Origin of the sequence: Bizionia sediminis, assembly GCF_042684585.1 — a bacterium.
GTDB lineage: Bacteria > Bacteroidota > Bacteroidia > Flavobacteriales > Flavobacteriaceae > Algorimicrobium > Algorimicrobium sediminis.
Genome location: NZ_JBHULS010000001.1, coordinates 793,952 through 819,263, shown reverse-complemented (window position 1 = coordinate 819,263; position 25,312 = coordinate 793,952). Strand labels below are relative to the sequence as shown.

Below are 25,312 nucleotides of genomic sequence, written 5' to 3'. Positions count from 1 at the left end.
ATGACTGAAACAACATTATTGTATATTATTGTTTCTGGAATTATAGCGCTTTTATTAGCGCTTTTTCAGTATGTATATAAAACAAAACGCACGCTAACTAACACCATTTTAGCTGGTTTGCGTTTTGTTACCTGGTTTTCCATGTTTTTATTACTTGTTAATCCCCAGTTTGTATCGGAGGTTTATTATCAGGAAAAACCTACTTTGGTTGTTGCCACAGACAACTCTAATTCTATTCAATTTTTAAAACAGGCAGACACGGTTCAAAACCTTGTTGAAATGCTTAAAAACGATTCAGAATTAAATAATAAATTCACTGTAGATTTTTACACTTTCAGTAGCGATATATCGCAAAATGATAATTTAACATTTACCACCAAACAAACCAATTTAGACAAAGTTTTTAAAAGCTTAAAGCCAATTTATAAAAATAGTACAGCACCTACCATTGTAATTACAGACGGGAACCAAACCTATGGTAACGATTATTTTTACGCCGCTACTAGTTACAAACAGCCCATTTATCCTATTATTGTTGGCGATACTACCAAACATGCCGATTTAAAAATTTCACAATTAAACGTAAATAAATACGCTTATTTAAACAATAAATTCCCGGTAGAAATTTTTGTGGTGTATACGGGCGCTTCATCTGTAACATCGGAATTTAAAATTACAGCTGGTAATAAAACCTTGTATTCGGAGCGAATAAATTTTAACGAAACAAACAATTCAAAAGTTATTCAGGCTACCCTAAAAGCGAGTCAGTTGGGTGTTTTTGCTTATCAAGCAACTATTACGCCGCTGGAAGAGGAGGTGAATATCCAAAACAATACTAAAAATTTTGCTATTGAGGTCTTGGATGAACAAACCAATGTTGCCATAGTAAGTAATATGCCGCATCCAGATATTGGTGCGCTTAAAAAAAGTATAGAAAGTAATAAACAGCGAAAGGTGACAGTTTTAAAACCAGAGGCTTTTGTATCTGATTCCGAGACTTTTGAACTAGTAATAGTATACCAACCTACGGCCGAATTTGATGCGGTATATGCTAAAATTAATGCTAATAATCAAAACCGATTTACCATTGCCGGATTGCGAACCAATTGGACCTTTTTAAATGCATTAAATACTAATTATAAGCACGATGTGGTAGCGCAAACTGAAGCCTACTTACCAAAAAAGAATGCCAATTATGCCGAGTTTATGATGCCCGATTTAAATTTCGAATCTTTTCCGCCTTTGGAGGGTGCTTTCGGTAATTTAAGGCCTCAAGTTCCTTCCGAAACATTATTATATAAGCAAATAGGATCGGTTGCCACAGAGAATCCCTTGCTGCTAACTATGGATTATAATAATAGGCGCGAAGCGGTACTTTTAGGCGAAGGCATTTGGAAATGGCGCGCACAAAGTTACCTTAACGCAAATTCTTTTTTAAATTTCGACGAATTTATTGGGAAAGTGGTTCAGTATTTAGCAGCTACAAAAAAACGTGAACGCTTAAGTTTAAACTACCAATCGTTTTACGACGGAAGTTCAAACCTAGAACTTCAGGCGCAATATTTTAATAAAAATTATGAATTTGATAACCGCGAAACCTTAAGTATTACCATTACAGACACAAACACTGCTAATACGGTTACCATGCCTTTGGTCTTGCAAAACAATACGTTTCAGGCGGATTTAAGTGCCTTAGCACCTTCCGATTACACCTTTACCGTAACAGCCAATACCAGTAATTTATCCAAATCGGGGTCCTTTAAAATATTAGCTTTCAATATAGAGCAGCAATTTACAAATGCCACTACCGAAAAACTTGAACGGGTAGCCACTACAAGCACCGGAAACTTACACACACCTGCCACGGTATCCAATTTGTTAACCAGCTTATACAATGACAATAGGTATAAAACAATAGAAAAAACTACCAAAAAAACCGTATCTTTGATTGACTGGAAATATTTGCTTGGTTTACTAGTTTTGGCCCTGGCAGCTGAATGGTTTTACCGCAAATACAAAGGACTAATTTAAACAAAAAGTTAAAATTTAAGCTATGGAAAAATTACCTAAAATTGGATTGCCAATTATTATTGTTCTTATTGTTGTTATCGTTTTAATCTCTAAATCGGCCATTACCGTTGGCTCTGGTGAAGCGGGTGTGCTTTACAAAACCTTCGATAATGGTGTGGTAACAGATCAGCCACCATTGGGAGAAGGTTTTCACATTGTGGCCCCTTGGAACCGTGTATATATTTATGAAGTGCGCCAGCAAGAGCTAGTAGAGCGTATGAATGTGTTGTCTTCTAATGGTTTAGATATTAAATTGGAAGCTTCGGTTTGGTTTCAACCTGCCTACGAAAATTTAGGAAAGTTGCACCAAGAGAAGAGTGAAATGTACAAAGAACGCGTGTTATTGCCAGCTATTCGTTCTGCCGCAAGAAGTGTTGTGGGGCGTTATACACCGGAACAATTGTATTCTAGTAAGCGAGACGCTATTCAACAAGAAATTTTTGAGGAAACTGAAAAAATTGTCAAAGATCAATACATTCAGTTAAACGAAGTTTTGGTGCGCGATGTAACTTTACCAGCCACTATTAAAGATGCCATTGAACGTAAATTAAAACAAGAACAAGAGTCGTTGGAGTATGAGTTCAGATTGGTAACAGCATCGAAAGAAGCAGAAAAACGAATTATTGAAGCTCAAGGTAAAGCGGACGCAAACCGTATTTTAAGTGCCTCGCTTAACGATAAAATTCTTTTAGATAAAGGTATTGAAGCTACCAATAAATTATCGGAATCGCCTAATAGTAAGGTGGTTATTATAGGTTCTGGGGATTCAGGATTGCCTATTATTTTAGGAAATCAGTAAAAAATTATTGAAAAAAGTAAGGGTTTTTTTGGAATTGTAAATTTATTTTAGAAACCTTTGCTCAAGCAAAAAACAAAACATGCGTTTTATTCAATCACATCATCATCATTTTCATATTTGCACTCAAGCAGGCTGAAAATGTATTGAATAAATTCAACATATTATTAAAAACCCGTTTGAGTAAATCAAGCGGGTTTTTTTATAACCTTCTTTTTCTAGGATACCTTCCTAAACAGATTTACTCAAACACAGTCATCACTAATTAAAAAGCGCCACGTGCGCACTAACTGTTATGAGTAATCTAAAAATTGCTGTTCAAAAATCTGGTCGTCTGCACAACGATTCTATGAATATACTTAAAGAGGTAGGTATTTCTATAGATAATGGTCGAGACCAACTAAAAGCCGCAGCCAATAACTTTCCGTTGGAAGTATTTTACCTTCGAAATGGCGACATCCCGCAATATCTTGCCGATGGCGTGGTAGATGCCGCCATTATTGGTGAAAATGTATTAATTGAAAAAAATCAAAACCTTTCGGTACTCGAAAAACTAGGATTTTCTGGCTGTCGCCTATCTGTAGCCCTCCCAAAAACAGCGGCTTATTCGGGTATTCAGGATTTAAATGGCTTACGCATAGCCACGTCGTACCCAAACACTGTAAATGCTTTTTTACGCAAACACCAAGTAAATGCCCAAGTACATATCATAAACGGCTCGGTAGAAATTGCACCTAACATTGGTTTGGCAGAAGCCATTGTGGACATCGTTTCTAGCGGCAGTACCTTATTTAAAAATAATCTTAAAGAGGTTGCAGTATTATTTAAATCGGAAGCCGTTTTAGTTAAATCGCCTAAAATTAGCACGGTACAGCAAGAAATTCTAGACACCCTACAATTTAGGCTACAATCGGTGTTAAAGGCGCGCAATGCTCGATACGTTCTTTTAAACGCGCCTAATAGTCAGTTAACGCAAATTATAAGCATTCTGCCTGGAATAAAAAGTCCAACTATTTTACCCTTGGCAAAACCAGGATGGAGTTCGCTTCATTCTGTTATAAACAAAAATGAATTTTGGGAAGTTATAGACGAATTAAAAAAAGCCGGTGCCGAAGGTATTCTGGTGTGTCCAATTGAAAACATGGTAATATGAAAATAATAAAATATCCTAGTGCAAATAATTGGTTGCCTCTAGTAGCGCGCGCTACAAAATCGGTAACTGACATTGAAGAAACGGTTAATCAAATTTTTAAAGACATTGAAAAGCATGGCGATAAGGCGGTGTTAAAATACACTAATATTTTTGATGGCGTTACCTTAAATAGCCTGCAAGTAATAGATAGCGAACTAGAAAAGGCTAAAAAAGGAATAAAACCAGAGCTACAAGCGGCAATACAAACAGCTTATTACAATATTACCAAATTTCATGCAGCTCAAAAAACCACTAGAATAGCAATTGAAACCATGCCAGGCGTTTCGTGCTGGCAAGAAAACAGACCCATCCAAAAAGTGGGCCTTTACATTCCAGGAGGTACTGCGCCATTATTTTCTACTGTTTTAATGTTAGCAATTCCGGCGCAACTTGCTGGTTGTACCGATATAGTTTTATGTTCGCCGCCAAATAAGAACGGACAAATAGCTAACGAAATTTTATACGCCGCAGCTTTATGTGGTGTACGTACCATATATAAAGTAGGGGGTATTCAAGCCATTGCCGCCTTAACGTTTGGTACAGAAACTATAAAACCTGTTTATAAAATTTTTGGTCCTGGAAATCAATTTGTAACGGTTGCCAAGCAAATGGCAACAAAATATGGCGTGGCCATAGACATGCCAGCAGGACCAAGTGAACTTTTAATAGTTGCAGATAATAGCGCAGTGCCCGCTTTCGTGGCAGCCGATTTGTTGAGTCAGGCGGAGCATGGTGCAGATAGCCAAGTAATTTTTGTAACAACTTCTCAAGTGCTGTTACAGGAGGTTTTGGACGAAATTTCAAAGCAAATGGAGGCTTTGCCACGGAAAAGTCTGGTAGAAAACGCTATAAAAAATTCCAAAGCTATTTTAGTTTCCAATAACCAAGAAGCTTTAAATTTTATTAACGATTACGCGCCGGAGCATTTAATAATTTGCACCAACAACGATGCGTTTTTTACTGAAGGTGTTTGTAATGCAGGATCTGTTTTTATTGGAAATTACACCCCTGAAAGCGCAGGCGATTATGCCTCTGGAACCAACCATACACTACCAACAAATGGTTTTAGTAAAGCCTATTCGGGTGTTAATTTGAATAGCTTTATGAAGGCTATTACATTTCAAAAACTATCAAAACAAGGTATTTACAATTTGGGTCCAGCCATTCAAATAATGGCCGAGGCCGAAGGCTTACAGGCTCATAAAAATGCAGTTACTATTCGTTTAAATTCACTAAAATCATGATGCTTACACAATTAATTAGACCCAATATAAAAGCGCTTCAACCGTATACTGCTGCTCGCGATATTTATAATACCAACCAAACCAATTATCTTTTTTTAGATGCCAATGAAAACCCTAATAATAACGGTTTAAATAGGTATCCAGATCCGCAACAAACGGCCCTAAAACAGCGTTTGGCAGCTATTAAAGGCATCCAAACCAATGCGCTTATTATAGGCAACGGTAGCGATGAAATTCTAGATTTATTATTTCGTGTGTTTTGCGAACCCAATAAAGATGCAGTATTAATAGTGCCTCCCACGTATGGCATGTATGAGGTTCTGGCCAATATTAATGCTGTAAACACCATAAAAGTACCTTTAACAAGCACGTTTCAGTTGCCAGTTAGTGCTATATTAGCCGCCGCCACAACCAACTGTAAATTGTTGTTTTTATGCTCTCCAAACAATCCAACAGCTAATAGTTTTCAGGCAGCTGATGTGGAAACCTTGCTTCAAAAATTTAATGGTATTGTGGTAATAGATGAAGCTTATATAGATTTTTCCGATACAGAAAGCTGGTTAACACGTTTAGACGATTTTCCTAACTTGGTTGTTATTCAAACACTTTCTAAAGCCATAGGACTAGCAGGAATAAGAGTAGGACTGGGTATGGCTTCAGCCGAAATAATAGCATTGTTAAACCGCATAAAACCGCCTTACAACATTAATCAATTATCGCAAGAAATAGCACTTACGCGGTTAGAAAATATACCATTAATAAACAGTGAAATTGAACAACTTAAACAAGAACGTAAACGACTAATTAAGGCTTTCAGAGAATTAAAAGTGGTAGTTAAAGTGCATCCAAGCGATGCTAACTTTCTTTTAATTGAAGTAGATAACGCAGCAAAACGCTACCAACAATTATTGAAACTGGGTATACTTGTTCGCGATAGAAGCCAGGAATTAGGCTGCACAAATTGTTTACGCATAAGCATTGGTACCCCTTCAGAAAACAACCAATTGTTAGCTGTTTTGAGGCAACTAGCAAAATAAAAACAACCCTTTAACAGCACAAGTCGTTTTGAAAAAAAATAGTTACTTAAGGCTAGAAAACTAAAAACACACATGAAAAAAGTATTATTTATAGACCGTGATGGCACCCTAATTAACGAGACTCAAGACCAACAAATAGACAGTTTTGATAAATTAAAATTTTACCCGCAAGTCTTTCAGTATTTGGGTCGCATAGCACAAGAATTGGATTTTGAATTGGTTTTAATAACCAATCAAGATGGTTTGGGTACCAAGGCTTTTCCTGAAAACACCTTTTGGCCCGTGCATAATTTTATACTAAATACCTTTAAAAGTGAAGGCGTTACCTTTGAAGCTGTGTATATTGACAAAACTTTCGCAAAAGATAATGCGCCAACAAGAAAACCCAATACTGGCTTACTAAAAGCCTATTTTTCCGAGGCTTACGATTTAAAAAATTCATATGTAATAGGCGACCGGTTAACCGACATGGAATTAGCCAAAAACTTACAGGCCAAAGGCATTCTTATAAATGGCCATGCTAATTTAGGTGCGCAAGAAATTACGGTAAAATCAGACACGTTAAACAGTGTAATTGCCCTTAATACAACCAGTTGGGAGGCTATTTATCAGTTTTTAAAAGCACCAAAAAGGCATAGTTTTGTAAACCGTGTTACAAATGAAACTGCTGTAACTATTGAGTTAGATGTAGATGGTACAGGCGAAAGTTCTATACATACGGGTATTCATTTTTTTAATCATATGTTGGAGCAATTGGCTAAACATGCACACCTAAATTTAACCATAAAAGTTACTGGCGATTTGCAGGTGGACGAGCACCATACCATAGAAGATACGGCTATAGCGCTGGGCGATGCTTTTTACCGCGCTCTGGGATCTAAATTAGGAATGGAACGTTATGGATTTTGTTTGCCTATGGACGACTGTTTAGCACAAGTTGCTATAGATTTTGGCGGCCGAAATTGGCTGGTTTGGGAAGCCGATTTTAAACGCGAAATGATAGGAAATATGCCTACAGAAATGTTTATGCATTTTTTTAAATCCTTTACCGATGCAGCCAAATGTAATTTAAATATTAAAGCTGAAGGAAGTAACGAACACCATAAAATTGAGGCTATTTTTAAAGCTTTTGCCAAGGCCATTAAAATGGCTAAAACAAGGGATATTAATAACATGGTTTTGCCCACTACAAAAGGTGTTTTATAATGGATGTAGTAATTATTGATTATGGCGTTGGCAATGTTAAAAGTATTGAATTTGCCCTTAATAGGCTTGGTGTTCAGGCCTTACTGACACAGGATGCAGACACCATAAAAGCAGCCAAAAGAGTTATTTTACCGGGCGTAGGTGAAGCTAGTTCTGCCATGAAAAACCTGGAAACATGTGAGCTTCATCGGGTAATTCCTAATTTAAAACAGCCGGTTTTAGGTATTTGCCTTGGTATGCAACTTATGTGTAATTATACGGACGAAGGCCAAACTAAAGGCTTAAAGCTATTTAATACAGACGTAAAACAGTTTCCAAACTCATTAAAAGTACCGCAAATGGGATGGAATACTATTAATAATCTAAAAACAAATTTGTTTAAAGGTATAAAACCAAACGAATACATGTATCTTGTTCATAGTTATTACGCACCAATTTGTTCTGAAACCATTGCGCAAACTACCTATGGTTTTCCCTATGCCAGTGCTTTACAAAAAAATAATTTTTATGGGGTACAATTTCACCCTGAACGCAGTGGTCATGCCGGAGAACAGATTCTGAAAAACTTTTTAGAACTACCTGAAGCTAATTGTAAACCATAAAAAAAAGAGGCCGCTAACGCCTTAAAGAACCCTGTATTATGAGAATTATTCCAGCTATTGATATTATTGGCGGTAAATGTGTACGCCTTACAAAAGGTAATTACAGCACAACAAAAGTATATAATGAAAACCCTTTAGAAGTGGCAAAACAGTTTGAAGATGCCGGTATACAGTATTTACATCTTGTAGATTTGGATGGAGCCAAAGCCATGCAGGTTGTTAATTACCGGATTTTGGAGCTTATTGCCTCTAAAACTAATTTAAAAATAGATTTTGGAGGTGGCTTAAAATCTGATGACGATTTACACGTGGCGTTTAATTCTGGTGCGCGTCAAATAACAGGTGGTAGTATTGCCGTAAAAGATTCCGATACCTTTACCCGGTGGTTGAACACTTACGGACCCGAAAAAATTATGTTAGGTGCCGATTATTACCCTTCCGAAGCTGGCGGTAACATTGCCGTTAGCGGTTGGCAGGAACGTAGTAATCACCAATTTATTCCATTTGTTAAAGCCTATCAGAAGAAAGGAATTCGCTATGTTGTTGGAACCGATATTTCCAAAGACGGCATGTTACAAGGGCCAGCTTTACACCTGTACAAAAAACTATTAGATGCTTGTGCGTCTAGCAGTACCGGTCAAGCGCTTAAGTTAATTGCATCGGGCGGGGTAGCGGCTATTTCTGATTTGGAAGCGCTTAAAACCATTGGCTGCGAAGGTGTTATAATTGGTAAGGCGCTTTATGAAAACACCATTAAATTGAAGGATTTAGAACGCTTTATATAATTAAATATGCTTACAAAACGTATTATTCCCTGTTTAGATATTAAGAACGGAAGGACCGTTAAAGGAGTTAACTTTGTCGATTTGAAAGATGCTGGCGACCCCATTGTTTTAGCAAAAAAATACGCGCAGTTAGGCGCTGACGAATTGGTTTTTTTGGATATTTCAGCCACCTTGGAAGGCCGTTCCACCTGGCTGCAAACAGTGCTAGAAATAGCAAAAGAAATAAATATACCCTTTACTGTGGGAGGTGGCGTGCGCTCGGTTGCAGATGTTAATATGCTCCTGCAATCGGGCGCCGATAAAGTTGCTATCAATTCGGCTGCCATTAAAAATCCAGAATTGATAAGCTTATTGGCTAAAAAATTTGGTAAACAATGTATTGTAATTGCCATAGATGCCAAACCTATAAATGGTATTTGGAAAGTGCATTTGGCAGGCGGCACAAAGGCAACAGATTTAGACTTATTTGATTGGGCTAAAACAGTTGAAAATTTAGGTGCTGGCGAAATTTTATTTACTTCCATGGCACACGATGGCACAAAAAAAGGTTTTGCTAATAAAGCTTTGGCTGCACTTTCGGAAACTGTTAATATTCCCATTATTGCCTCTGGTGGTGCTGGTTCGGTAGCAGATTTTATAACGGTTTTTAAATCCGGTAAAGCCGATGCCGCTTTGGCAGCTAGCGTATTTCATTTTAACACCATTCAAATAAACCAGTTAAAACAAATGTTACACCAACATGAAATTCCCGTTCGTTTATGATAGCACCTAATTTTAAAAAATTTGAAAACGGATTAATTCCAGCCATTATTCAAGATAGCACTACTAAAACCGTGTTAATGCTTGGATATATGAATGAAGAAGCGCTTACGCTAACACAAAAAACAAAGCGCATTACGTTTTTTAGTCGATCGAAAAATAGACTATGGACCAAAGGTGAAAGCAGTGGCAATTACTTAAAACTTGTAAAGGTACAATTGGATTGCGATCAGGATGCGTTACTCATTTTGGCAGCGCCAACTGGACCTGTTTGCCACAGAGGTTCGGATACTTGTTGGAACGAAATTAACCAGTCTAACTTTGGCTTTTTATCGGCGTTAGAACATGTTATTGCCACACGCAAAACGCAAGAGGATACCAATACGTCCTACGTAAATGCACTTTTCAACAAAGGTATTAATAGCATTGCACAAAAGGTCGGGGAAGAAGCTGTGGAAGTTATTATAGAAGCAAAAGATACTAACAATAAACTATTTTTAAACGAAAGTGGCGACTTACTTTTTCATTATCTCATTTTGCTGCAAGCCAAAGGTTTTAGTTTAAAAGATGTAGAAGCGGTTTTAAAATCACGCCAAAAATAATTTAAGCTATCCAGCCTTTGGCAATGGCTAATTTGGAATAAATTACTAAATAGACACCTATTAGTAACACTAAAAGCGGTAAAATAATAGCGCTGGGGTTACTATTAGCAAATTCCTGACTAATAAAAAAATTATAAAACATTTGACTTATAATACCTATAAGTGAAATTAAAAAAACAAGTCTTGCCCACTTTTTCCGAAGTAATAATGCAAGACTTCCTAAAGTACCACCAAATACAGCAATAGCGAAAGCTGCTGTAACCCAAGCGGGTGTTTCGGTAAGCAGTGGTTGTTCTGTTGGTAACGTGGTTAACTGCTCGCTCTTAACGCTAAAGGCCTGCATTAAATAGGCAATTACGCCCATTATATTCCATAATAAAGCCGCAATGCTTACTAACCAAAATGAGGTTGTGGGTTTGTGTAATTGATTCATGCGTTCAAAATAAGTTTTAAAATTAGTAAACAAGGTATGAATTATTTGCAAACAATTTTTAAAATGGTAATTTTCACCACTAAAATATTAAATCGTGTTCGAAAAACGCTTCTATTACCTAGTAACTTGCCAGTATTTAGGTTACAGATTTCATGGGTGGCAAAAGCAGCCACAGGTTAAAACCATTCATTTAATGATTGATAAAACCCTCAATTTCATTTTTAATGGCAAACGATTTAAAACGTTAGGCTCGGGTAGAACTGACGCCATGGTTTCTGCAAATCAAGCCGCTTTTGAACTTTTTACCTACCACGAAATAGACGATTTAGATGCGTTTTTAGTGCTTTTTAATACCAACTTACCCCAGGATATTAGAGCTTTATCTATAACGCCCGTGACGGCCGATTTTAATATTATTCAAGATTCCAAAATAAAAGAATACCTCTACCTTTTTGCACATGGTAAAAAACAGCATCCCTTTTGTGCGCCAATAATAACAACCATTTTAGATCCTTTAAACATTGAAGCCATGAAAAAAGCTGCCAAATTATTTGAAGGCTTTCATAATTTTAAATCATATTGCTACAAACCAACAGATCACGGTGTTTATAACAGAGAAATTATTACCTGCGAAATTGTAGAAAACAACCTATTTACAGCTAATTTTTTTCCCGAAGAATCTTTCATTCTTCGCGTAACAGGAAAAGGTTTTATGCGCAATCAAATTAGACTCATGATGGGGGCTTTAATAGAGGTAGGAAAAGGAACCAAATCCCTTCAAGATATTACCAATAGCTTAACCAATTCGCATCAGGTTTCCATTTATTATGTTGCACCGGCATCTGGATTAATTTTAAATTCCGTTACTTATACACATGAAAATTAAATGGTTACTATGTTAAAAACTTTAACATAGTTTGTTTTTATTAACATAATTTAAGTTAATAAAACCTTAAATCCGTTAAAGGCCGTTAAAGGCCTTGACATTTTTTAAATATCCCATAGTTTATATAGTGAACCAATAAAAATATATAAATTATGAGTTATTTAAACATGCAAGATGAAAAATTATTACCCGTAGTAGTAGAGCTAAATACACTTCTAGCAGATTACCATTTATACTACCAAAAACTACGCAGCAATCACTGGAATATTTTAGGCGAAAACTTCTTTGATTTGCACAATAAGTTTGAAGAATTGTACACCGATGCCCGCATTAAAATAGATGAAATTGCCGAACGCATTTTAACCCTGCGCTATCACCCAATGAGCAAATACAGCGATTATTTAAAAACATCCTCATTGTCTGAATCGGCTGCCTTATTAACCGATAAAGAGATGGTGGCAGAAACCATTGAAGACCACGGCAAATTATTAAAACAAATGAATGTTGTGTTGGAAAAAGCAGACGATGTTTCGGACGAAGGTACCATAGACTTAATTGGTGCTTACATTCGTGAGTTAGAAAAATCTAGCTGGATGTTAGCGGCTTGGAGTAAGGATACCAAAGAAGCTTTAAACAAGAATATGATTGAAGCCTAATTTAATTTCTAAACAGTCCATTACCTAATTATTTAAAAACCCTAACAACCAATTTATTTAGATGAAAAACCAATTTTCTGAAGCATTAGATAACCTTTACAACAAACTAGAAGTCTGGTTTAATACCATAATAGAATATTTACCAAATTTTGGTTTGGCCATACTGGTAGTAATTGCTTCCTATATAGCAGCTAAACATATAAACAAATTAACGTTCCGTTTGGTATCCAAACACGTTAGTCAGGATTCCGTTAGTAAAATGGTGTCCCGTTTATCGGCTATTGTAATTGTGTTGTTGGGTTTGTTTTTATCCCTGGGCATACTAAATTTAAGTAAAACCTTAACCTCATTGTTGGCCACGGCTGGTGTAGCTGGATTGGCTATAGGTTTGGCATTACAAAATACATTATCCAACACCGTTGCCGGTATTGTTTTATCGTTTAGAAAGAAAATACAAATAGGAAACTGGGTTGAAACAAACGGATTTTCGGGAGAAATTTTAGATATTAATTTAAAAAATTTCGTTTTAAAAGAAGCTGATAATAAAGTAGTTATTTTACCAAATAAGGCTATTTTAGAAAATCCTTTAAAAAATTATGCTCTAACCAAAACCATGCGTATTCATATTACCTGTGGGGTAGGTTACGAATCTGATTTAGAACATGTAAAAGCCCTTACGCAAAAAGCTATAAGCAATGCCTTTAATGGTGTAGAAACGGCAGACGATGTTGAATTTTATTACACCGAGTTTGCCGACAGTTCAATTAATTATGTATGCCGATTCTGGATTGAGGCCATAAATATGAAGGATAAATTAGCGGCACAAAGTAAAGCCATGATGGCCATAAAAGCGGCCTACGATAAAGCGGGAATAAACATTCCATTTCCTATTAGAACCTTGGAGTTTAACAACCAATTAAATCTTAAGCAAGCTAATAAATAGACAAACAAACAGTATAAATTTAAAAATTAATTAAAATGAAAACACTTATATATATGAGCTTATTTATGTGTTCGGGCTTTCTGTTAGCTCAAGAAGACGATCGCGATAAGCAAAAGGAAACAACTACCAAAACAGTAACAATAAATAACGGTGAAAAAACGATTGAAAATAAGGTGAAAATTACAACCACCAAATCTGCAAACGTAAAATTAGCGGAAAGTGATAAACACAAAATTAATCAGAAACGATTGGATGCCACGAATACAAAAATTTCTAAAACAATAGCTTTAGATGTGGATAACGATCCATTTTACGATTCTAAAATTAAAATGGTGCGTTTAAAACAAAACGGAAAAATCTACAATTTTGTAAAGAGCACAAGCGGCTTTCAGGTTATGGATGCAGCAACAAACACCAAATTTGGAACAGCCAAATCATCGAACGAAGCTGGCCGATACCAATTTAAAACGGCACATTACACAGGTATCGGTTATTTTAATAGTTCTGGAGATTTTGTAATAGAATATTATGACAAGGCTTCAAACAGATTACTAACAAGAACATTTATTTTAGAAAATAAGTAAGTGCAATTACATGCCGAAACTAAAAAGACTGTCCGTTAAAAAGCCAGTCTTTTTTTAGTACTTTTAAACAAAAAATAAACTTTATGGCTACCATACACCCAGATGTTTTTCAGTTTTTATCGGCCCTAGAAAAAAATAATAATCGCGATTGGTTTGCAGAGCACAAACCGGCCTTCCAGTGGGCGCAAAAAAATGTGAAGCAAACCGTATTAACCGTTTTTAATAATTTAAAACAACTGGACGATATAACCGATTATAAAATGTTTCGCATATACCGAGATGTGCGTTTTTCTAAAAATAAATTACCGTATAAAACGCATTTTAGTGCGAGCTTTCAGCGGCGTAAACCAGCGTTACGTGGTGGCTATTATATACACATAGCGCCAAATAACGGCTCTTTTTTAGGCGTTGGCTTTTGGGATCCTAACAAAGCGGACCTGCTGCGCATTAGACAAGAATTTGAAGCCGATGCCTCGGAAATTCGCGAAATAATAAACCAGCCAAATTTTAAAACTGTTTGGGGCAATCTAGAGGGTGATGAACTTAAATCGGCTCCAAGAAATTTCGATAAACAGCACCCAGACATCGATTTAATTAGGAAAAAACAATACATTTTTACAAAACCATTTACCGATGAGCAGGTGCTACACACCGATTTTGCAAATCAAGTAGTAGCTGCTTTTAAGGAAGTGCAGCCATTTTTCAACTACATGTCGGACGTGCTAACCACCAATATGAATGGTGAATCTTTAATATAAAAAGCGCAAACACCTGTTGTAAACCGTTTACAACAGGTGTTTTAAACTATACTACAAAACAATTTCTAAGTTAAGAAGTCTCGTGCTGTAAAATTTGTAAATTACTTATGAGGCGTTCTTTTATAATAGCCAGAATGCGTTTATTTAAAGCAGAGGCGTTATTGGCGTAAAAATGATATTCATCAATGGTAAAGAACCCTATAATAATCCCTTTCAATGTATTTTTAAACGCCATATTTTTTTGAAATACATTTTCTATAAATACAATTTGCTTCTCTGTAGCCAAAGTGCTGAAAGGTTTTTTGTGTTTCTTGGTATAGTTTAAAAAAACGGCAACCAATAAATCATTCTGCAGCTTTATAATGGGTCTTAAGGTTTCATTTTGAAAACGTTCTTCTAAACTCATGTTATTATGCACTTGGGCCGAAGGAATAAGTGGTCTACTAGCTAAAAGTTGTTCCGATCTAGTCATGCTTTTTGGTAAAGGTATTTATTAAGTTGTTCTTTATCAAAAACTTAAAAAACTTAAGTTAACAAAGTTATTAACAGATGTTTTTTCTGTTAGTTACAAAAATACAATCAATATAACGATTCATACTAACCTCACGGTTTTAAATGTCAGCAACTGGTATTATTGCGTTATATTTGGTTATAATTTAAAATAAAACAACATGCGATTCCATTCACGAAAATGGGTAAAACCCGAAGATTTAAATCCAAATGGTACGCTGTTTGGTGGTCGTTTATTAGCTTGGATAGACGAAGAAGCTGCTTTATACACCGTGGTACAACTGGAAAACCCAAAAATTGTTACCAAATACATTTCTGAAATTAATTTTATGAGCACAGCCAAGCAAGGCGATATTGTAGAAGTAGGGATGGAGGTTACAAAATTTGGTAAAACGTCTATAACCTTAAAATGTGAAGCCAGAAATAAAATGACGCGTGAAACTATTTTAACCGTTGATAACATTATTATGGTTAACCTAGATGAAACTGGTAAACCAAAACCTCACGGAAAAACAAAAGTGGAGTTTGTAAAAGATAGGCTAAACACAAAACCGTAGTACAGGATGATAGGGGTTTAAAAGGTTTTTCTGGCAAAAAAAAAACGCTAAATAACTTGACATCAGTTAGTTATTTTTGTAAGTTAAAGGAAAACAGAAAGTCATGAAAACGATACTCTTTTTAATTACATGTGTTATAACTATGAATGTTTTTTCACAAGATCCCATGCTTCAAAAGAACAATTTAAAGTTAGATGAACAAGCCAAAGCGTTAACCAGAGCCTATAGCAAAGAACTGGCATTAAGCGGTGAGCAAATAGGTATGTTTGAAAACAAAGTAGAGGAGTTTTTAATTCGAGCCGAAAAAATAAAAGCCACTTACCAAGGGCGCCAAAAGTTACGCATGCTTTATGCGTTACAAACCAGAGAAACGGCCGAAATGGACAATATTTTAACACAGCCACAGTGGGAACTTTACAAAAAAATTAAACCAGAATTGCAGCCATTGGTTCAGGTAAAAACCGAATCTGAAAGCAATTAAACACGTTAGAACCTCCGACGTTTATCGATATTATAGTGCGTTAAAAGAATTATAAACCGTTAAACGTAAATATGTTACATTCATAAGATTTTTTATTTGCAGCTTAAATACTTACGTATTTTTGACCTTTAAATAATTAAGTTTGGCTTATGAAATGTGTTCTATTTTTTACGGTTTTAGGTTTATTTACTTCAAATGTTTGGGCGCAATCTACAGTGGAAAAATCCAAATACTGCGAAGATGTTGTTAAGCATTTAAAAAGCACAGATGTTTTTTATGACTTTAAACATACCACTTTAAAAAGCGAGGATACCATAACAGACTTTTTAAAACAAAGCAATAAACTTAAAATTAGTGGTACTGTATTTAAAGCAGATGGCGTGACACCCGCCGAAAACATCATTTTATTTTTCCAACAAGCCAATTCTGAAGGTTACTACACACTTATTGCAGATACCAACGGCGAGCACCTACAGCACAGAGCTTGGGTAAAAACTGATAACAACGGGCGTTACACCATTTATACTTTCATGCCTGGCGCCACTAATAAGCCACTTACGTATCCACATGAACCGCAAGCCATACACATGCATGTTGCCATTAAAGAACCTGGAAAAACACCCTATAATATACCTTCGTTTTTGTTTAATACAGATCCCAATTTAACCACATCTTGTATAAAACGGTTAACTAGAAAAGATGCCGATGCTGTTTTGCAGGTTACACAAGGTGTTTCCATTTTAGAAACCACCAAAAACATAGTACTTAAGGCAACAGAAAATAACAGTTAATCATTAGTGGTAGGTCCACTTTTTTGCCTTACAATATTACTTTAATCTTATAAAGCGTAACACAAAAAAAGAGGGTTGTTACTCTAAAAGTTTACGTGAAAAGCAACCGCGTTTGTCTCTCCTAATAAAAAAGAGGTTATTTTGTCCTTTCTATTTGTCTTTTGTTGTATTTTGTCCTGACCAAAAACAGACATTTAGAACCTAACCCCCATGAAATTATTCAGCCTAATTGTAACATTCGGATTGGCTTGCTATGCCTCATTTTCGCAAACAACCGCTATTCCAGATTCTAATTTTGAACAAACATTAATTAATCAAGGTATTGATACCAATGGTTTAAATGGAAACATATTAAATACCGAAGCTCAAGCTGTTACAAGTTTGAATCTAGGTGATAATGGTATATTAGATATAACTGGAATACAAGCTTTTTTTAATATTACCGACTTAAATTTGGGTGCCAATCAAATTGCCAATGTCAATCTTTCTGGCTTAACACAACTGTTATCTTTACGCATTGAAAGTAACGATGTTTTAGCTAGCTTAAACGTATCTCAAAGCAGTCTTTTGGAAACTGTTTACATGGCTAGCATACCATCTTTACCAGGAATGCCACCAGTGAGTGTAATGGATTTTTCACAAAATACCAATCTTACTTCAATCGAAATTAGATGGTTTAATGATGTGGCCAATTTTATAATGCCCGTTACCAACACCTTAACTACTGTAAACATTAGGGCACTTGGCGATGCCACACTGGATTTTTCAGCTTTAGACAATTTAGAAGATCTCCAAATTCGAGGAAGCTCCGTAAGTACAGCCATAACGCTTCCTAATGTGTATACTAATTTAAGGTTTCTTAATCTTACCAGTATAAACATTCCAACCATCGATATTTCAAATTACGTTAATTTAGAGCGAATTTATTTTTTAGGAACCTATGTTGAAAACTTGCTATTACCCAATTCTACTACTTTGGTTGATGTTTATATTTTACTCCATAATTTGCAAGTGCCTTTGGATTTTTCGGTAATTCCCAATGTAACGGATATTGATATATCGTCCAACCAAACAACGCCGTTGGTTGTAGATCTTACGCAAAATTTCTTGTTAGAAGATTTGGACTTATCCAACAACGATTTATTAACTTTAGATATTAGTCAAAATAGCGTATTGGAAGAGTTAAATGTAAGTAGTAACAATTTAACGGCTTTAGATGTCACGCAAAACCCTTTATTGGTTCGGATAAACGCTAATTTTAATCAATTACCAAGTATAGATTTAACCCAGAATAGCCAATTAGAGTATCTTAACTTAAGAAATAATGTACTACCTAGCTTGGATGTTACACAAAACACTAATTTACGAAGCATTGATATCTCCAATAATTTATTTACCGGAACTGGATTAGATTTAACACAAAATGCTAACCTAAATTCAATTAATGCTGCATTTAATCAAATAGCTTCATTGGATATTAGTCAGAATGCAGTTTTAAGCAACCTTATTTTAAATAATAATTTATTTTCTGGCACTGATATCATGGATCAGTTTTATACCATACGTGCCAATAATAACGGGATTTTTGGGGCCAACTTAATTTTAAGTCATAACCGTTTAACGGGTAATATGCCAGATTTTGCATCATTAATAGCCCTTAATTTAGGCACGCCCATAGGGTTTAGCTTGGCTTTCGATAATAATTATTTCGAATTTGGCCATTTTGAAAATCAACATGCTAGTTTTATTAACTTCGAAAATACCTTCGGGCCACCACCGTATTGGGATACTTTTCCAAACATGCGCGATTATTGGTATGCGCCACAAGCCAAAGTGGATACCATTGATACGCTAACGGTAAATGCTGGCGATCCGTTAACCTTAACTACTGCTTGCGCAGGAACTCAAAACCACTATGTTTGGTTTAAAAATGGCGTGCCAATTCCTGGAGCACCAGATGCCGCTTCTTTTACGATTCCGGCTGTTACCAGTTGCGATGCAGCTGTTTATCATGCCGAAATAAGAAGCGATTTAGTGCCTTTTGAAAATACAAACCCGCCCGGAACCGATAACAAAAATTTATTATTGGTGCGAAATGATATTACGGTAATCGTTACGGCGCCTGTTGAGAGTTGTGTTAACATATTATCGCCTATTAACGGCAGTATAGGGGTTCCTGTAAATGAGACATTTTTATGGGAAAGTCACGCTGGTGCTTGTGGTTATTTTGTAAGTATTGGAACAACGCCTGGAGGCACAGACATTTTAAATGCTGTGGATGTTGGTAATGTTACTAGTTACAATTTAGGCAGTAATTTACCAGCCAATACCGTAATTTATATTACCGTTACGCCCTATTTTAGTAGTGGTGTGGTGCTTTATTGTAACGAAATTAGTTTTACTACTAGTAGCACGGTAAATCCTACCACATGTACCGCTTTAAGTACGCCGGCATCCGGAGCCATAAATGTACCCGTAACTACCACATTATCATGGTTGCCTAGTCCGTATGCCACTGGCTACATCCTATCCATGGGAAGCACACCTGGAGGAACAGATATTGTAAATGCTTTGGATTTAGGCGATACAACTGTTTATAATCCACCATCCAATTTACCTGTTGGTAGTGTTATTTACGTAACCATTTCGCCCTATAATAGTTTAGGTGTTACAAACACCTGTATTGAAGAAAATTTTACCACTGAAGGGTTGACACCTAACTGCACGCAATTACTGGTACCAAGTAATGGCAGTACCGATGTGTTGGTTGGAACCAATTTATCTTGGGATGCTGTTGCCACTGCCACCGGCTATATGCTAACTGTAGGAACTACACCAGGTGGTAGCGAACTTGTTAACAGTCTGGATGTGGGGGCAACGACTACCTATAACTTTACAAGCAATTTACCCGAAAACACCACCATTTACGTAAGTATTACGCCTTATAACGCCGCTGGGTCGGCAGTTGGTTGTACAGAAGAATCGTTTACCACCCAACTTTTAGCGCCTAACTGCACGCAACTACTGGTACCAAGTAATGGCAGTACCGATGTGTTGGTTGGTACTAACTTATCTTGGGATGCTGTTGCCACTGCCACCGGCTATATGGTAACTGTAGGAACCACACCAGGAGGCAGCGAACTTGTTAATAGCTTGGATGTGGGGGCAACCACTACCTATAACTTTACAAGCGATTTACCCGAAAACACCACCATTTACGCAAGTATTACCCCATATAATGCCGCTGGGTCGGCAGTTGGTTGTACAGAAGAATCGTTTACAACCCAGCTTTTAGCGCCTAACTGCACGCAATTACTGGCACCAAGTAATGGCAGTACCAATGTGTTGGTTGGAACCAATTTATCTTGGGATGCTGTTGCCACTGCCACCGGCTATATGGTAACTGTAGGAACTACGCCAGGTGGCAGCGAACTTGTTAACAGTCTGGATGTGGGGGCAACCACTACCTACAACTTTACAAGCGATTTACCCGAAAACACCACCATTTACGTAAGTATTACGCCATATAACGCCGCTGGGTCGGCGGTTGGTTGTACAGAAGAATCGTTTACCACGCAGATTTTAGTGCCTAATTGTACGCAATTACTGGCACCAAGTAATGGCAGCACCGATGTGTTGGTTGGAACCAATTTATCTTGGGATGCTGTTGCCACTGCCACCGGTTATATGCTAACTGTAGGAACCACAACAGGTGGCAGCGAACTTGTTAACAGTCTGGATGTGGGGGCAACCACTACCTATAACTTTACAAGCGATTTACCCGAAAACACCACCATTTACGTAAGTATTACCCCATATAATGCCGCTGGGTCGGCGGTTGGTTGTACAGAAGAATCGTTTACCACGCAGATTTTAGTGCCTAATTGTACGCAATTACTGGCACCAAGTAATGGCAGCACCGATGTGTTGGTTGGAACCAATTTATCTTGGGATGCTGTTGCCACTGCCACCGGTTATATGCTAACTGTAGGAACCACACCAGGTGGCAGCGAACTTGTTAACAGTCTGGATGTGGGGGCAACCACTACCTACAACTTTACAAATAATTTACCCGAAAACACCACCATTTACGTAAGTATTACGCCATATAACGCCGCTGGGTCGGCGGTTGGTTGTACAGAAGAATTGTTTACCACGCAACTTTTAGTGCCTAACTGCACGCAACTACTGGCACCAAGTAACGGCAGTACCGATGTGTTGGTTGGCACTAACTTATCTTGGAATGCTGTTACCACTGCCACCGGCTATATGCTAACTGTAGGAACCACACCAGGTGGTAGCGAACTTGTTACCAGTCTGGATGTGGGGGCAACCACTACCTATAACTTTACAAGCAATTTACCCGAAAACACGACCATTTATGTGCGTATTACACCTTATAATGCGGCAGGGTCGGCAGTTGGTTGTGTGGAAGAGTCGTTTACCACGCAACTTTTCATACCCAATTGTCCATTTTTGGTATCACCACAAGCAAACGCACAGAATGTTATGGAAAATGCGCCATTAGTTTGGACACCAGTTAGTAACGCCACCGGATATTTGGTGAGTGTAGGCACATCGGTGGGGAGTAGCAATCTAATTTTTAATGAAGACGTTGGTTTAAGCACCACATTTTATCCAACCAGCAATTGGCCGGAAGGTGAAACATTATATATTTCTATTACGCCTTATAATGAAACGGGATCTAACACAGCATGCTTGAATTTGCAAATAACCATTCGGGAGCAAAATTTAAAAACACCTTTGTTTTTTACACCTAATGGCGATGGCCAAAACGATACCTGGTTTGTATCAGATACCAAAAATCAGATTAAACGGATATCTATATTTAACAGATATGGAACTTTAATAAAGCAATTAAACCACAGGTCTGAAAGGTGGGATGGGACTTATAAAGGGCAACCTGCACCTACAAGCGATTACTGGTATTTAATAGAATTGCATTCAGGAAAACAAGTCACAGGTCATTTTACATTAAAGCGGTAATTAAAACCGAAACGTATGCTAGTAACAAGGGACCAACACTTTTAAAATTTGGCTGGTTTTAAGCAGGTCCTTTTTAGCTTATATATTCTTGGGTTTTACAAGTGATTATGATACCTTTGCACACCACTAGCTGTTAGGACGTAAAGCTTTTAGTAAAACCTTGTTAAAACTGTTTAAAAACAACATACCAAATTTTTTAAGTTGTTGTTTCATTTAAAAATGCAGGAAAGCGTGTATTAGTTACAAGGCACTATTTAAGGTTAAATTTATTACACCACAGTAGCTTTTTTATAAATACCTTTTGTAAAGTATACAGATAGCAGTGAAACTAAACACCGAGAAGGTGATTTATAACGTTTAATTTTAGAAAAAATATCAGTTTACATGTTAAAAACATTTCTTAATAAATTATTTAAAACCAACAAAGAAGTAGCGGCAAAGGAAGGTACAGTTAAGTTTTTTAACAGAACTAAAGGGTTTGGTTTTATTACGGTAACAGATACGAACGACGAAATTTTTGTACACAAATCCAGCTTAAACGACAAAATAAGAGAAGGCGATGTAGTTGCTTTTGAAGTAGAAAAAGGCGAACGTGGTCCCACGGCTGTTAATGTGAAGCGCTTAAAAAGAGGGAAGCCAAAAAGAAGAAAAAAGAATGTAAAGGCATAAAAAAAACCATCGGGATTCCGATGGTTTTTCGTTTTTAACTTTTAAACTTTAGCCGTTACGGGTTTTAATTTAATAAATCCAATAGTGTCTAATATTTTTATAATGACATAGGTGAAATCTATTTCATGCCATTTAACGCCAAAGTTTGCACGACTTGCAAATTTATGATGATTGTTATGATAGCCTTCACCCATCATTAAAACATCAATGGGGAATAAATTTTTACTGGTATTCTTCATTTTAAAGTTTTCGTAGCCGTAAATATGTCCAAACCAATTTATAATAACACCATGTATAGGTGCCATTAACAAGGCAATGGGCAATAATAACCACTGCCACCAAGCAGTTGCAAACAGCATAAAAAAGGTGATGTAAAACCCAATCCACATGAATCTTGAAACGCGCGAACTGGCAAAAGTATCAAATCGCTTCCACTGCGGAACATGCTTGGTAAACCGGTCTTCAACAGGTATTTGTTGCTGGTTTATGGCCTGATAAATATTTTTAGTTTTCCACATCATAGCAAACAGATTGGCATCGTACAAAGGCGAATGCGGATCCTTTTCCGTATCGGTATAAGCATGGTGCATGCGGTGCATAATACCGTAACCATAAGCACTTAAATAGCTAGAACCTTGAAAAATCCAGGTTAAAATAAATGTAATCCGTTCCGCTGTTTTAGACATCGTAAATACCTGATGAGCGGCATACCGATGTAAAAAGAAGGATTGAAAAAATAAACCACCATACCAAAGTGTTAAAACAAAAATAATAACTGTCATAACTTTTTTTAGCAAAGATACCTTGGCCAAAAAGCGTATACAATGAACCTGCATTAAGAAACGAACGGGTTTAATACGGACAAAACAGAGTTATTTAATGCGTTTGCGAATACGACTTAAAGCTTGGGGTGTTACACCAATATAGGAGCTAATATACTTTAACGGAATATCTTGCAGTAACTCTGGACGTTCTTGAAATAGTTTTAAATACCGTTCTTCTGCTGTTAAATTGAGCAAATATTGTTCGCGTTTGGATTTTAATAAAAACAGTCGCTCGGCTGTTAAACGGCCAATAAGATTGCCAATGGCTGTTGTTTGGTACACAGCTTGCAAATCGGCGTAAGAAATACTTAAAAGTTTCGTTTCTGTTAAGGCTTGGAGCTGATAAGCGGAAGGGGTTTGCGTTAAAAAGGAGTCGTAAGCACTTACAAATTGATTGGTGAAACTGAATCCAAAGGTAATTTCCTTCTCGGGTTCGGCTTTGGGAATAAACAAACGCACAATCCCTGTTTCAATAAACGAAATGTAATTTTCAACCGCGTGCAATTTCAAAAATATTGCTTTCTTCGGAATAACCCTACGTTGAAGTTTAGAGGTGAAAAATGCCCAATCGGCCTCCGATATGGTTGCTATTTCTTCTAAATACGTTTTTATTTGTTGCACTTTTAAAACTGCCTGTGTAATGAAATGCAAAGATACTGAAATGCTTTAGGTTTTTGGTATTAATACCATTTTCTAGACCATGTCTTTACCTAGGAAGTTGTTGCGTCCCGTTTATCTAGTTTAATTATCTGGAAGTAAGCTATGTACTGGTTTTTTACGAAATTTTTTTCAAATTAAATACTTCAAAATAAACAAAACCTAAAGACTTTAATTTAGGGTTACACTAATTTTAAAAAGGGAATTCTACGGTTTGTTTGAAGGGACTATTTTATTAAAAGTGTAATAAAAAATGTTTTAAGTTCTAGTAAATTTAATTATTATTGTTTTTTAACCATTAAATTTATCACAAATGAAAAAATTACTCGTTATTTTGGCCTTGGGCCTTTTCACCTTTTTGGACGCTCATGCGCAAACAGAATACAAGGTTATTACCTCTGTAGAATCTATTGTTCCGAATGGTTTAGGCCGGTCTAGAATGATTAGTGCTAACGAACAAAAAGATCACCAACAGTTTACAACCTCACAAACCGAGGAGGACAATACCCGTAACAAGTCTAAACGCGACGACATTCGTGTAAAAGCTTTTGATGAAACCAAACTGCTAAACTTTTACAATTTAGGCGGTATTCGTTTCCAAAACATTGCGGCCAATGATGCACTTATTACCTCTAAAATTAATACCATGATTGTTGAAGGTTGGGAATTAGCGTTTGTAACAAGCGCCGTGGAAAGCGACGCTGGGAAAGGCGATGGGAAAGGCATTTTTATTACCCGATATATTTTTAAGAGGGAAAAATAATTTTTCTTACACCATAAAATTAAAACACCTTGTCTAGCAAGGTGTTTTTTTATGTCGTTGCTACTTTTTCAACACGTTCTACGCTATCCAATTTGGATAGGGATAACCGCACAATACAATCTTCCGTACACAACAAATCGTGAGGCTCATGGGCATCTAAAGCTATTAAATCGCCTTTTTCGAGTAACAGACGTTTGTTTGCCACACCAAAATCAACCTTGCCTTCAAAAACCGAAATAACAATGGGAGCAGGCGCCTGATGTTCTTTCATAAGTTGACCTTTTCGCATAACAATTCTAATTTCTTTCGAATGATTATTATCCAAAAGAACGCTTATGGCAGGTTTGGTTTCGTTGTAGGTTATTTCGTGTAATAAGGATGCGGTTTTCATTATTGTAACTTTAGAAGGTTTTTATATAAGGTAGGTTTTATTTTGAACATAAGGGGTTAACAAACAAATTTTTAGTGTTGAATGCGTACAAGAAGCGTTAAAATGATGC

At 36.6% G+C, this 25,312-nt stretch carries 26 protein-coding genes; 21 read left to right on the top strand and 5 right to left on the bottom strand.

Annotation, left to right across the window (positions count from 1 at the left end):
• From ACFSQP_RS03685 to hisIE, 10 genes are all read left to right on the top strand, one after another.
• Window positions 1–2,031: a VWA domain-containing protein gene (locus ACFSQP_RS03685; RefSeq protein ID WP_376891866.1), complete on the top strand. Its 2,031-nt coding sequence runs from the start codon at window positions 1–3 to the stop codon at window positions 2,029–2,031.
• A gap of 22 nt (window positions 2,032–2,053) precedes the next feature.
• Window positions 2,054–2,869, top strand: coding sequence for a prohibitin family protein (locus ACFSQP_RS03680; protein ID WP_376891864.1), 816 nt, complete (start codon window positions 2,054–2,056; stop codon window positions 2,867–2,869).
• A 292-nt stretch (window positions 2,870–3,161) separates the two neighbouring features.
• On the top strand, window positions 3,162–4,019 hold the full coding sequence (gene hisG / locus ACFSQP_RS03675; RefSeq protein ID WP_376891862.1) for an ATP phosphoribosyltransferase: 858 nt from the start codon (window positions 3,162–3,164) through the stop codon (window positions 4,017–4,019).
• A complete protein-coding gene (gene hisD / locus ACFSQP_RS03670) occupies window positions 4,016–5,302 on the top strand; it encodes a histidinol dehydrogenase (protein ID WP_376891860.1) in 1,287 nt (428 codons plus the stop codon). The genes hisG and hisD overlap by 4 nt, the downstream gene beginning before the upstream one ends.
• Window positions 5,299–6,339, top strand: a complete 1,041-nt coding sequence (gene hisC, locus ACFSQP_RS03665; RefSeq protein ID WP_376891858.1) for a histidinol-phosphate transaminase — start codon at window positions 5,299–5,301, stop codon at window positions 6,337–6,339. Before hisD ends, hisC begins: the two co-directional genes overlap by 4 nt.
• A gap of 72 nt (window positions 6,340–6,411) precedes the next feature.
• Entirely contained in the window at window positions 6,412–7,545 is a 1,134-nt protein-coding gene (hisB, locus tag ACFSQP_RS03660; RefSeq protein WP_376891856.1) for a bifunctional histidinol-phosphatase/imidazoleglycerol-phosphate dehydratase HisB, read from the top strand.
• Window positions 7,545–8,147: an imidazole glycerol phosphate synthase subunit HisH gene (gene hisH / locus ACFSQP_RS03655; RefSeq protein WP_376891854.1), complete on the top strand. Its 603-nt coding sequence runs from the start codon at window positions 7,545–7,547 to the stop codon at window positions 8,145–8,147. Before hisB ends, hisH begins: the two co-directional genes overlap by 1 nt.
• Before the next feature lie 38 nt (window positions 8,148–8,185).
• Complete coding sequence (hisA, locus tag ACFSQP_RS03650) at window positions 8,186–8,932, top strand: 1-(5-phosphoribosyl)-5-[(5-phosphoribosylamino)methylideneamino]imidazole-4-carboxamide isomerase (protein WP_376891852.1); 747 nt, start codon at window positions 8,186–8,188, stop codon at window positions 8,930–8,932.
• Between the two features lie 6 nt (window positions 8,933–8,938).
• Window positions 8,939–9,694, top strand: a complete 756-nt coding sequence (gene hisF / locus ACFSQP_RS03645; protein ID WP_376891850.1) for an imidazole glycerol phosphate synthase subunit HisF — start codon at window positions 8,939–8,941, stop codon at window positions 9,692–9,694.
• On the top strand, window positions 9,691–10,293 hold the full coding sequence (gene hisIE, locus ACFSQP_RS03640; protein ID WP_376891848.1) for a bifunctional phosphoribosyl-AMP cyclohydrolase/phosphoribosyl-ATP diphosphatase HisIE: 603 nt from the start codon (window positions 9,691–9,693) through the stop codon (window positions 10,291–10,293). Before hisF ends, hisIE begins: the two co-directional genes overlap by 4 nt.
• Window position 10,294: 1 nt before the next feature.
• Here the strand turns inward: hisIE and ACFSQP_RS03635 are convergent, their stop codons facing one another.
• Window positions 10,295–10,726 (bottom strand): hypothetical protein, encoded by a 432-nt coding sequence (locus ACFSQP_RS03635; protein WP_376891846.1) that lies wholly within the window; start codon window positions 10,724–10,726, stop codon window positions 10,295–10,297.
• 94 nt (window positions 10,727–10,820) lie between these two features.
• Here ACFSQP_RS03635 and ACFSQP_RS03630 point away from each other — a divergent pair, with 94 nt between their 5' ends.
• The 5 genes from ACFSQP_RS03630 (at window position 10,821) to ACFSQP_RS03610 (ending at window position 14,553) form a co-directional block, all read left to right on the top strand.
• Window positions 10,821–11,612: a tRNA pseudouridine synthase A gene (locus tag ACFSQP_RS03630; RefSeq protein WP_376891844.1), complete on the top strand. Its 792-nt coding sequence runs from the start codon at window positions 10,821–10,823 to the stop codon at window positions 11,610–11,612.
• Between the two features lie 152 nt (window positions 11,613–11,764).
• Complete coding sequence (locus ACFSQP_RS03625; protein WP_376891842.1) at window positions 11,765–12,268, top strand: Dps family protein; 504 nt, start codon at window positions 11,765–11,767, stop codon at window positions 12,266–12,268.
• A gap of 61 nt (window positions 12,269–12,329) precedes the next feature.
• Window positions 12,330–13,211: a mechanosensitive ion channel family protein gene (locus tag ACFSQP_RS03620; RefSeq protein ID WP_376891841.1), complete on the top strand. Its 882-nt coding sequence runs from the start codon at window positions 12,330–12,332 to the stop codon at window positions 13,209–13,211.
• A 35-nt stretch (window positions 13,212–13,246) separates the two neighbouring features.
• Complete coding sequence (locus ACFSQP_RS03615) at window positions 13,247–13,795, top strand: hypothetical protein (RefSeq protein WP_376891839.1); 549 nt, start codon at window positions 13,247–13,249, stop codon at window positions 13,793–13,795.
• 83 nt (window positions 13,796–13,878) lie between these two features.
• Complete coding sequence (locus ACFSQP_RS03610) at window positions 13,879–14,553, top strand: DUF2461 domain-containing protein (RefSeq protein ID WP_376891836.1); 675 nt, start codon at window positions 13,879–13,881, stop codon at window positions 14,551–14,553.
• 70 nt (window positions 14,554–14,623) lie between these two features.
• Here ACFSQP_RS03610 and ACFSQP_RS03605 read toward each other — a convergent pair whose 3' ends face one another.
• Window positions 14,624–15,025: a glyoxalase gene (locus ACFSQP_RS03605; RefSeq protein WP_376891835.1), complete on the bottom strand. Its 402-nt coding sequence runs from the start codon at window positions 15,023–15,025 to the stop codon at window positions 14,624–14,626.
• Between the two features lie 199 nt (window positions 15,026–15,224).
• Between ACFSQP_RS03605 and ACFSQP_RS03600 the strand changes: the two genes are divergently transcribed.
• From ACFSQP_RS03600 to ACFSQP_RS03580, 5 genes are all read left to right on the top strand, one after another.
• Window positions 15,225–15,620 (top strand): acyl-CoA thioesterase, encoded by a 396-nt coding sequence (locus ACFSQP_RS03600; protein WP_376891834.1) that lies wholly within the window; start codon window positions 15,225–15,227, stop codon window positions 15,618–15,620.
• 103 nt (window positions 15,621–15,723) lie between these two features.
• Window positions 15,724–16,101 (top strand): hypothetical protein, encoded by a 378-nt coding sequence (locus ACFSQP_RS03595; RefSeq protein ID WP_376891832.1) that lies wholly within the window; start codon window positions 15,724–15,726, stop codon window positions 16,099–16,101.
• 149 nt (window positions 16,102–16,250) lie between these two features.
• The gene (locus ACFSQP_RS03590) at window positions 16,251–16,892 is read left to right on the top strand and encodes a dioxygenase family protein (protein WP_376891830.1); all 642 of its coding nucleotides are present in this window, start codon (window positions 16,251–16,253) and stop codon (window positions 16,890–16,892) included.
• Between the two features lie 210 nt (window positions 16,893–17,102).
• A complete protein-coding gene (locus ACFSQP_RS03585) occupies window positions 17,103–21,899 on the top strand; it encodes a T9SS type B sorting domain-containing protein (RefSeq protein WP_376891828.1) in 4,797 nt (1,598 codons plus the stop codon).
• A gap of 384 nt (window positions 21,900–22,283) precedes the next feature.
• Complete coding sequence (locus ACFSQP_RS03580; RefSeq protein ID WP_376891826.1) at window positions 22,284–22,568, top strand: cold-shock protein; 285 nt, start codon at window positions 22,284–22,286, stop codon at window positions 22,566–22,568.
• A 41-nt stretch (window positions 22,569–22,609) separates the two neighbouring features.
• On the opposite strand, the gene ACFSQP_RS03575 is transcribed toward ACFSQP_RS03580, so the two are convergent.
• The gene (locus tag ACFSQP_RS03575) at window positions 22,610–23,350 is read right to left on the bottom strand and encodes an acyl-CoA desaturase (protein ID WP_376891825.1); all 741 of its coding nucleotides are present in this window, start codon (window positions 23,348–23,350) and stop codon (window positions 22,610–22,612) included.
• Between the two features lie 90 nt (window positions 23,351–23,440).
• Window positions 23,441–24,013, bottom strand: coding sequence for a Crp/Fnr family transcriptional regulator (locus ACFSQP_RS03570; RefSeq protein ID WP_376891824.1), 573 nt, complete (start codon window positions 24,011–24,013; stop codon window positions 23,441–23,443).
• A gap of 349 nt (window positions 24,014–24,362) precedes the next feature.
• Between ACFSQP_RS03570 and ACFSQP_RS03565 the strand changes: the two genes are divergently transcribed.
• A complete protein-coding gene (locus tag ACFSQP_RS03565) occupies window positions 24,363–24,812 on the top strand; it encodes a hypothetical protein (RefSeq protein WP_376891823.1) in 450 nt (149 codons plus the stop codon).
• A gap of 49 nt (window positions 24,813–24,861) precedes the next feature.
• On the opposite strand, the gene ACFSQP_RS03560 is transcribed toward ACFSQP_RS03565, so the two are convergent.
• Window positions 24,862–25,203 (bottom strand): cupin, encoded by a 342-nt coding sequence (locus ACFSQP_RS03560; RefSeq protein WP_376891822.1) that lies wholly within the window; start codon window positions 25,201–25,203, stop codon window positions 24,862–24,864.
• Window positions 25,204–25,312: the final 109 nt, after the last annotated feature.

Coding starts and splice junctions, on each gene's coding strand:
- ACFSQP_RS03685 (WP_376891866.1), top strand. CDS start 1: ATGACTGAAACAACATTATTGTATATTATTGTTTCTGGAATTATAGCG.
- ACFSQP_RS03680 (WP_376891864.1), top strand. CDS start 2,054: ATGGAAAAATTACCTAAAATTGGATTGCCAATTATTATTGTTCTTATT.
- hisG (WP_376891862.1), top strand. CDS start 3,162: ATGAGTAATCTAAAAATTGCTGTTCAAAAATCTGGTCGTCTGCACAAC.
- hisD (WP_376891860.1), top strand. CDS start 4,016: ATGAAAATAATAAAATATCCTAGTGCAAATAATTGGTTGCCTCTAGTA.
- hisC (WP_376891858.1), top strand. CDS start 5,299: ATGATGCTTACACAATTAATTAGACCCAATATAAAAGCGCTTCAACCG.
- hisB (WP_376891856.1), top strand. CDS start 6,412: ATGAAAAAAGTATTATTTATAGACCGTGATGGCACCCTAATTAACGAG.
- hisH (WP_376891854.1), top strand. CDS start 7,545: ATGGATGTAGTAATTATTGATTATGGCGTTGGCAATGTTAAAAGTATT.
- hisA (WP_376891852.1), top strand. CDS start 8,186: ATGAGAATTATTCCAGCTATTGATATTATTGGCGGTAAATGTGTACGC.
- hisF (WP_376891850.1), top strand. CDS start 8,939: ATGCTTACAAAACGTATTATTCCCTGTTTAGATATTAAGAACGGAAGG.
- hisIE (WP_376891848.1), top strand. CDS start 9,691: ATGATAGCACCTAATTTTAAAAAATTTGAAAACGGATTAATTCCAGCC.
- ACFSQP_RS03635 (WP_376891846.1), bottom strand. CDS start 10,726: ATGAATCAATTACACAAACCCACAACCTCATTTTGGTTAGTAAGCATT.
- ACFSQP_RS03625 (WP_376891842.1), top strand. CDS start 11,765: ATGAGTTATTTAAACATGCAAGATGAAAAATTATTACCCGTAGTAGTA.
- ACFSQP_RS03620 (WP_376891841.1), top strand. CDS start 12,330: ATGAAAAACCAATTTTCTGAAGCATTAGATAACCTTTACAACAAACTA.
- ACFSQP_RS03615 (WP_376891839.1), top strand. CDS start 13,247: ATGAAAACACTTATATATATGAGCTTATTTATGTGTTCGGGCTTTCTG.
- ACFSQP_RS03610 (WP_376891836.1), top strand. CDS start 13,879: ATGGCTACCATACACCCAGATGTTTTTCAGTTTTTATCGGCCCTAGAA.
- ACFSQP_RS03605 (WP_376891835.1), bottom strand. CDS start 15,025: ATGACTAGATCGGAACAACTTTTAGCTAGTAGACCACTTATTCCTTCG.
- ACFSQP_RS03600 (WP_376891834.1), top strand. CDS start 15,225: ATGCGATTCCATTCACGAAAATGGGTAAAACCCGAAGATTTAAATCCA.
- ACFSQP_RS03595 (WP_376891832.1), top strand. CDS start 15,724: ATGAAAACGATACTCTTTTTAATTACATGTGTTATAACTATGAATGTT.
- ACFSQP_RS03590 (WP_376891830.1), top strand. CDS start 16,251: ATGAAATGTGTTCTATTTTTTACGGTTTTAGGTTTATTTACTTCAAAT.
- ACFSQP_RS03585 (WP_376891828.1), top strand. CDS start 17,103: ATGAAATTATTCAGCCTAATTGTAACATTCGGATTGGCTTGCTATGCC.
- ACFSQP_RS03580 (WP_376891826.1), top strand. CDS start 22,284: ATGTTAAAAACATTTCTTAATAAATTATTTAAAACCAACAAAGAAGTA.
- ACFSQP_RS03575 (WP_376891825.1), bottom strand. CDS start 23,350: ATGACAGTTATTATTTTTGTTTTAACACTTTGGTATGGTGGTTTATTT.
- ACFSQP_RS03565 (WP_376891823.1), top strand. CDS start 24,363: ATGAAAAAATTACTCGTTATTTTGGCCTTGGGCCTTTTCACCTTTTTG.
- ACFSQP_RS03560 (WP_376891822.1), bottom strand. CDS start 25,203: ATGAAAACCGCATCCTTATTACACGAAATAACCTACAACGAAACCAAA.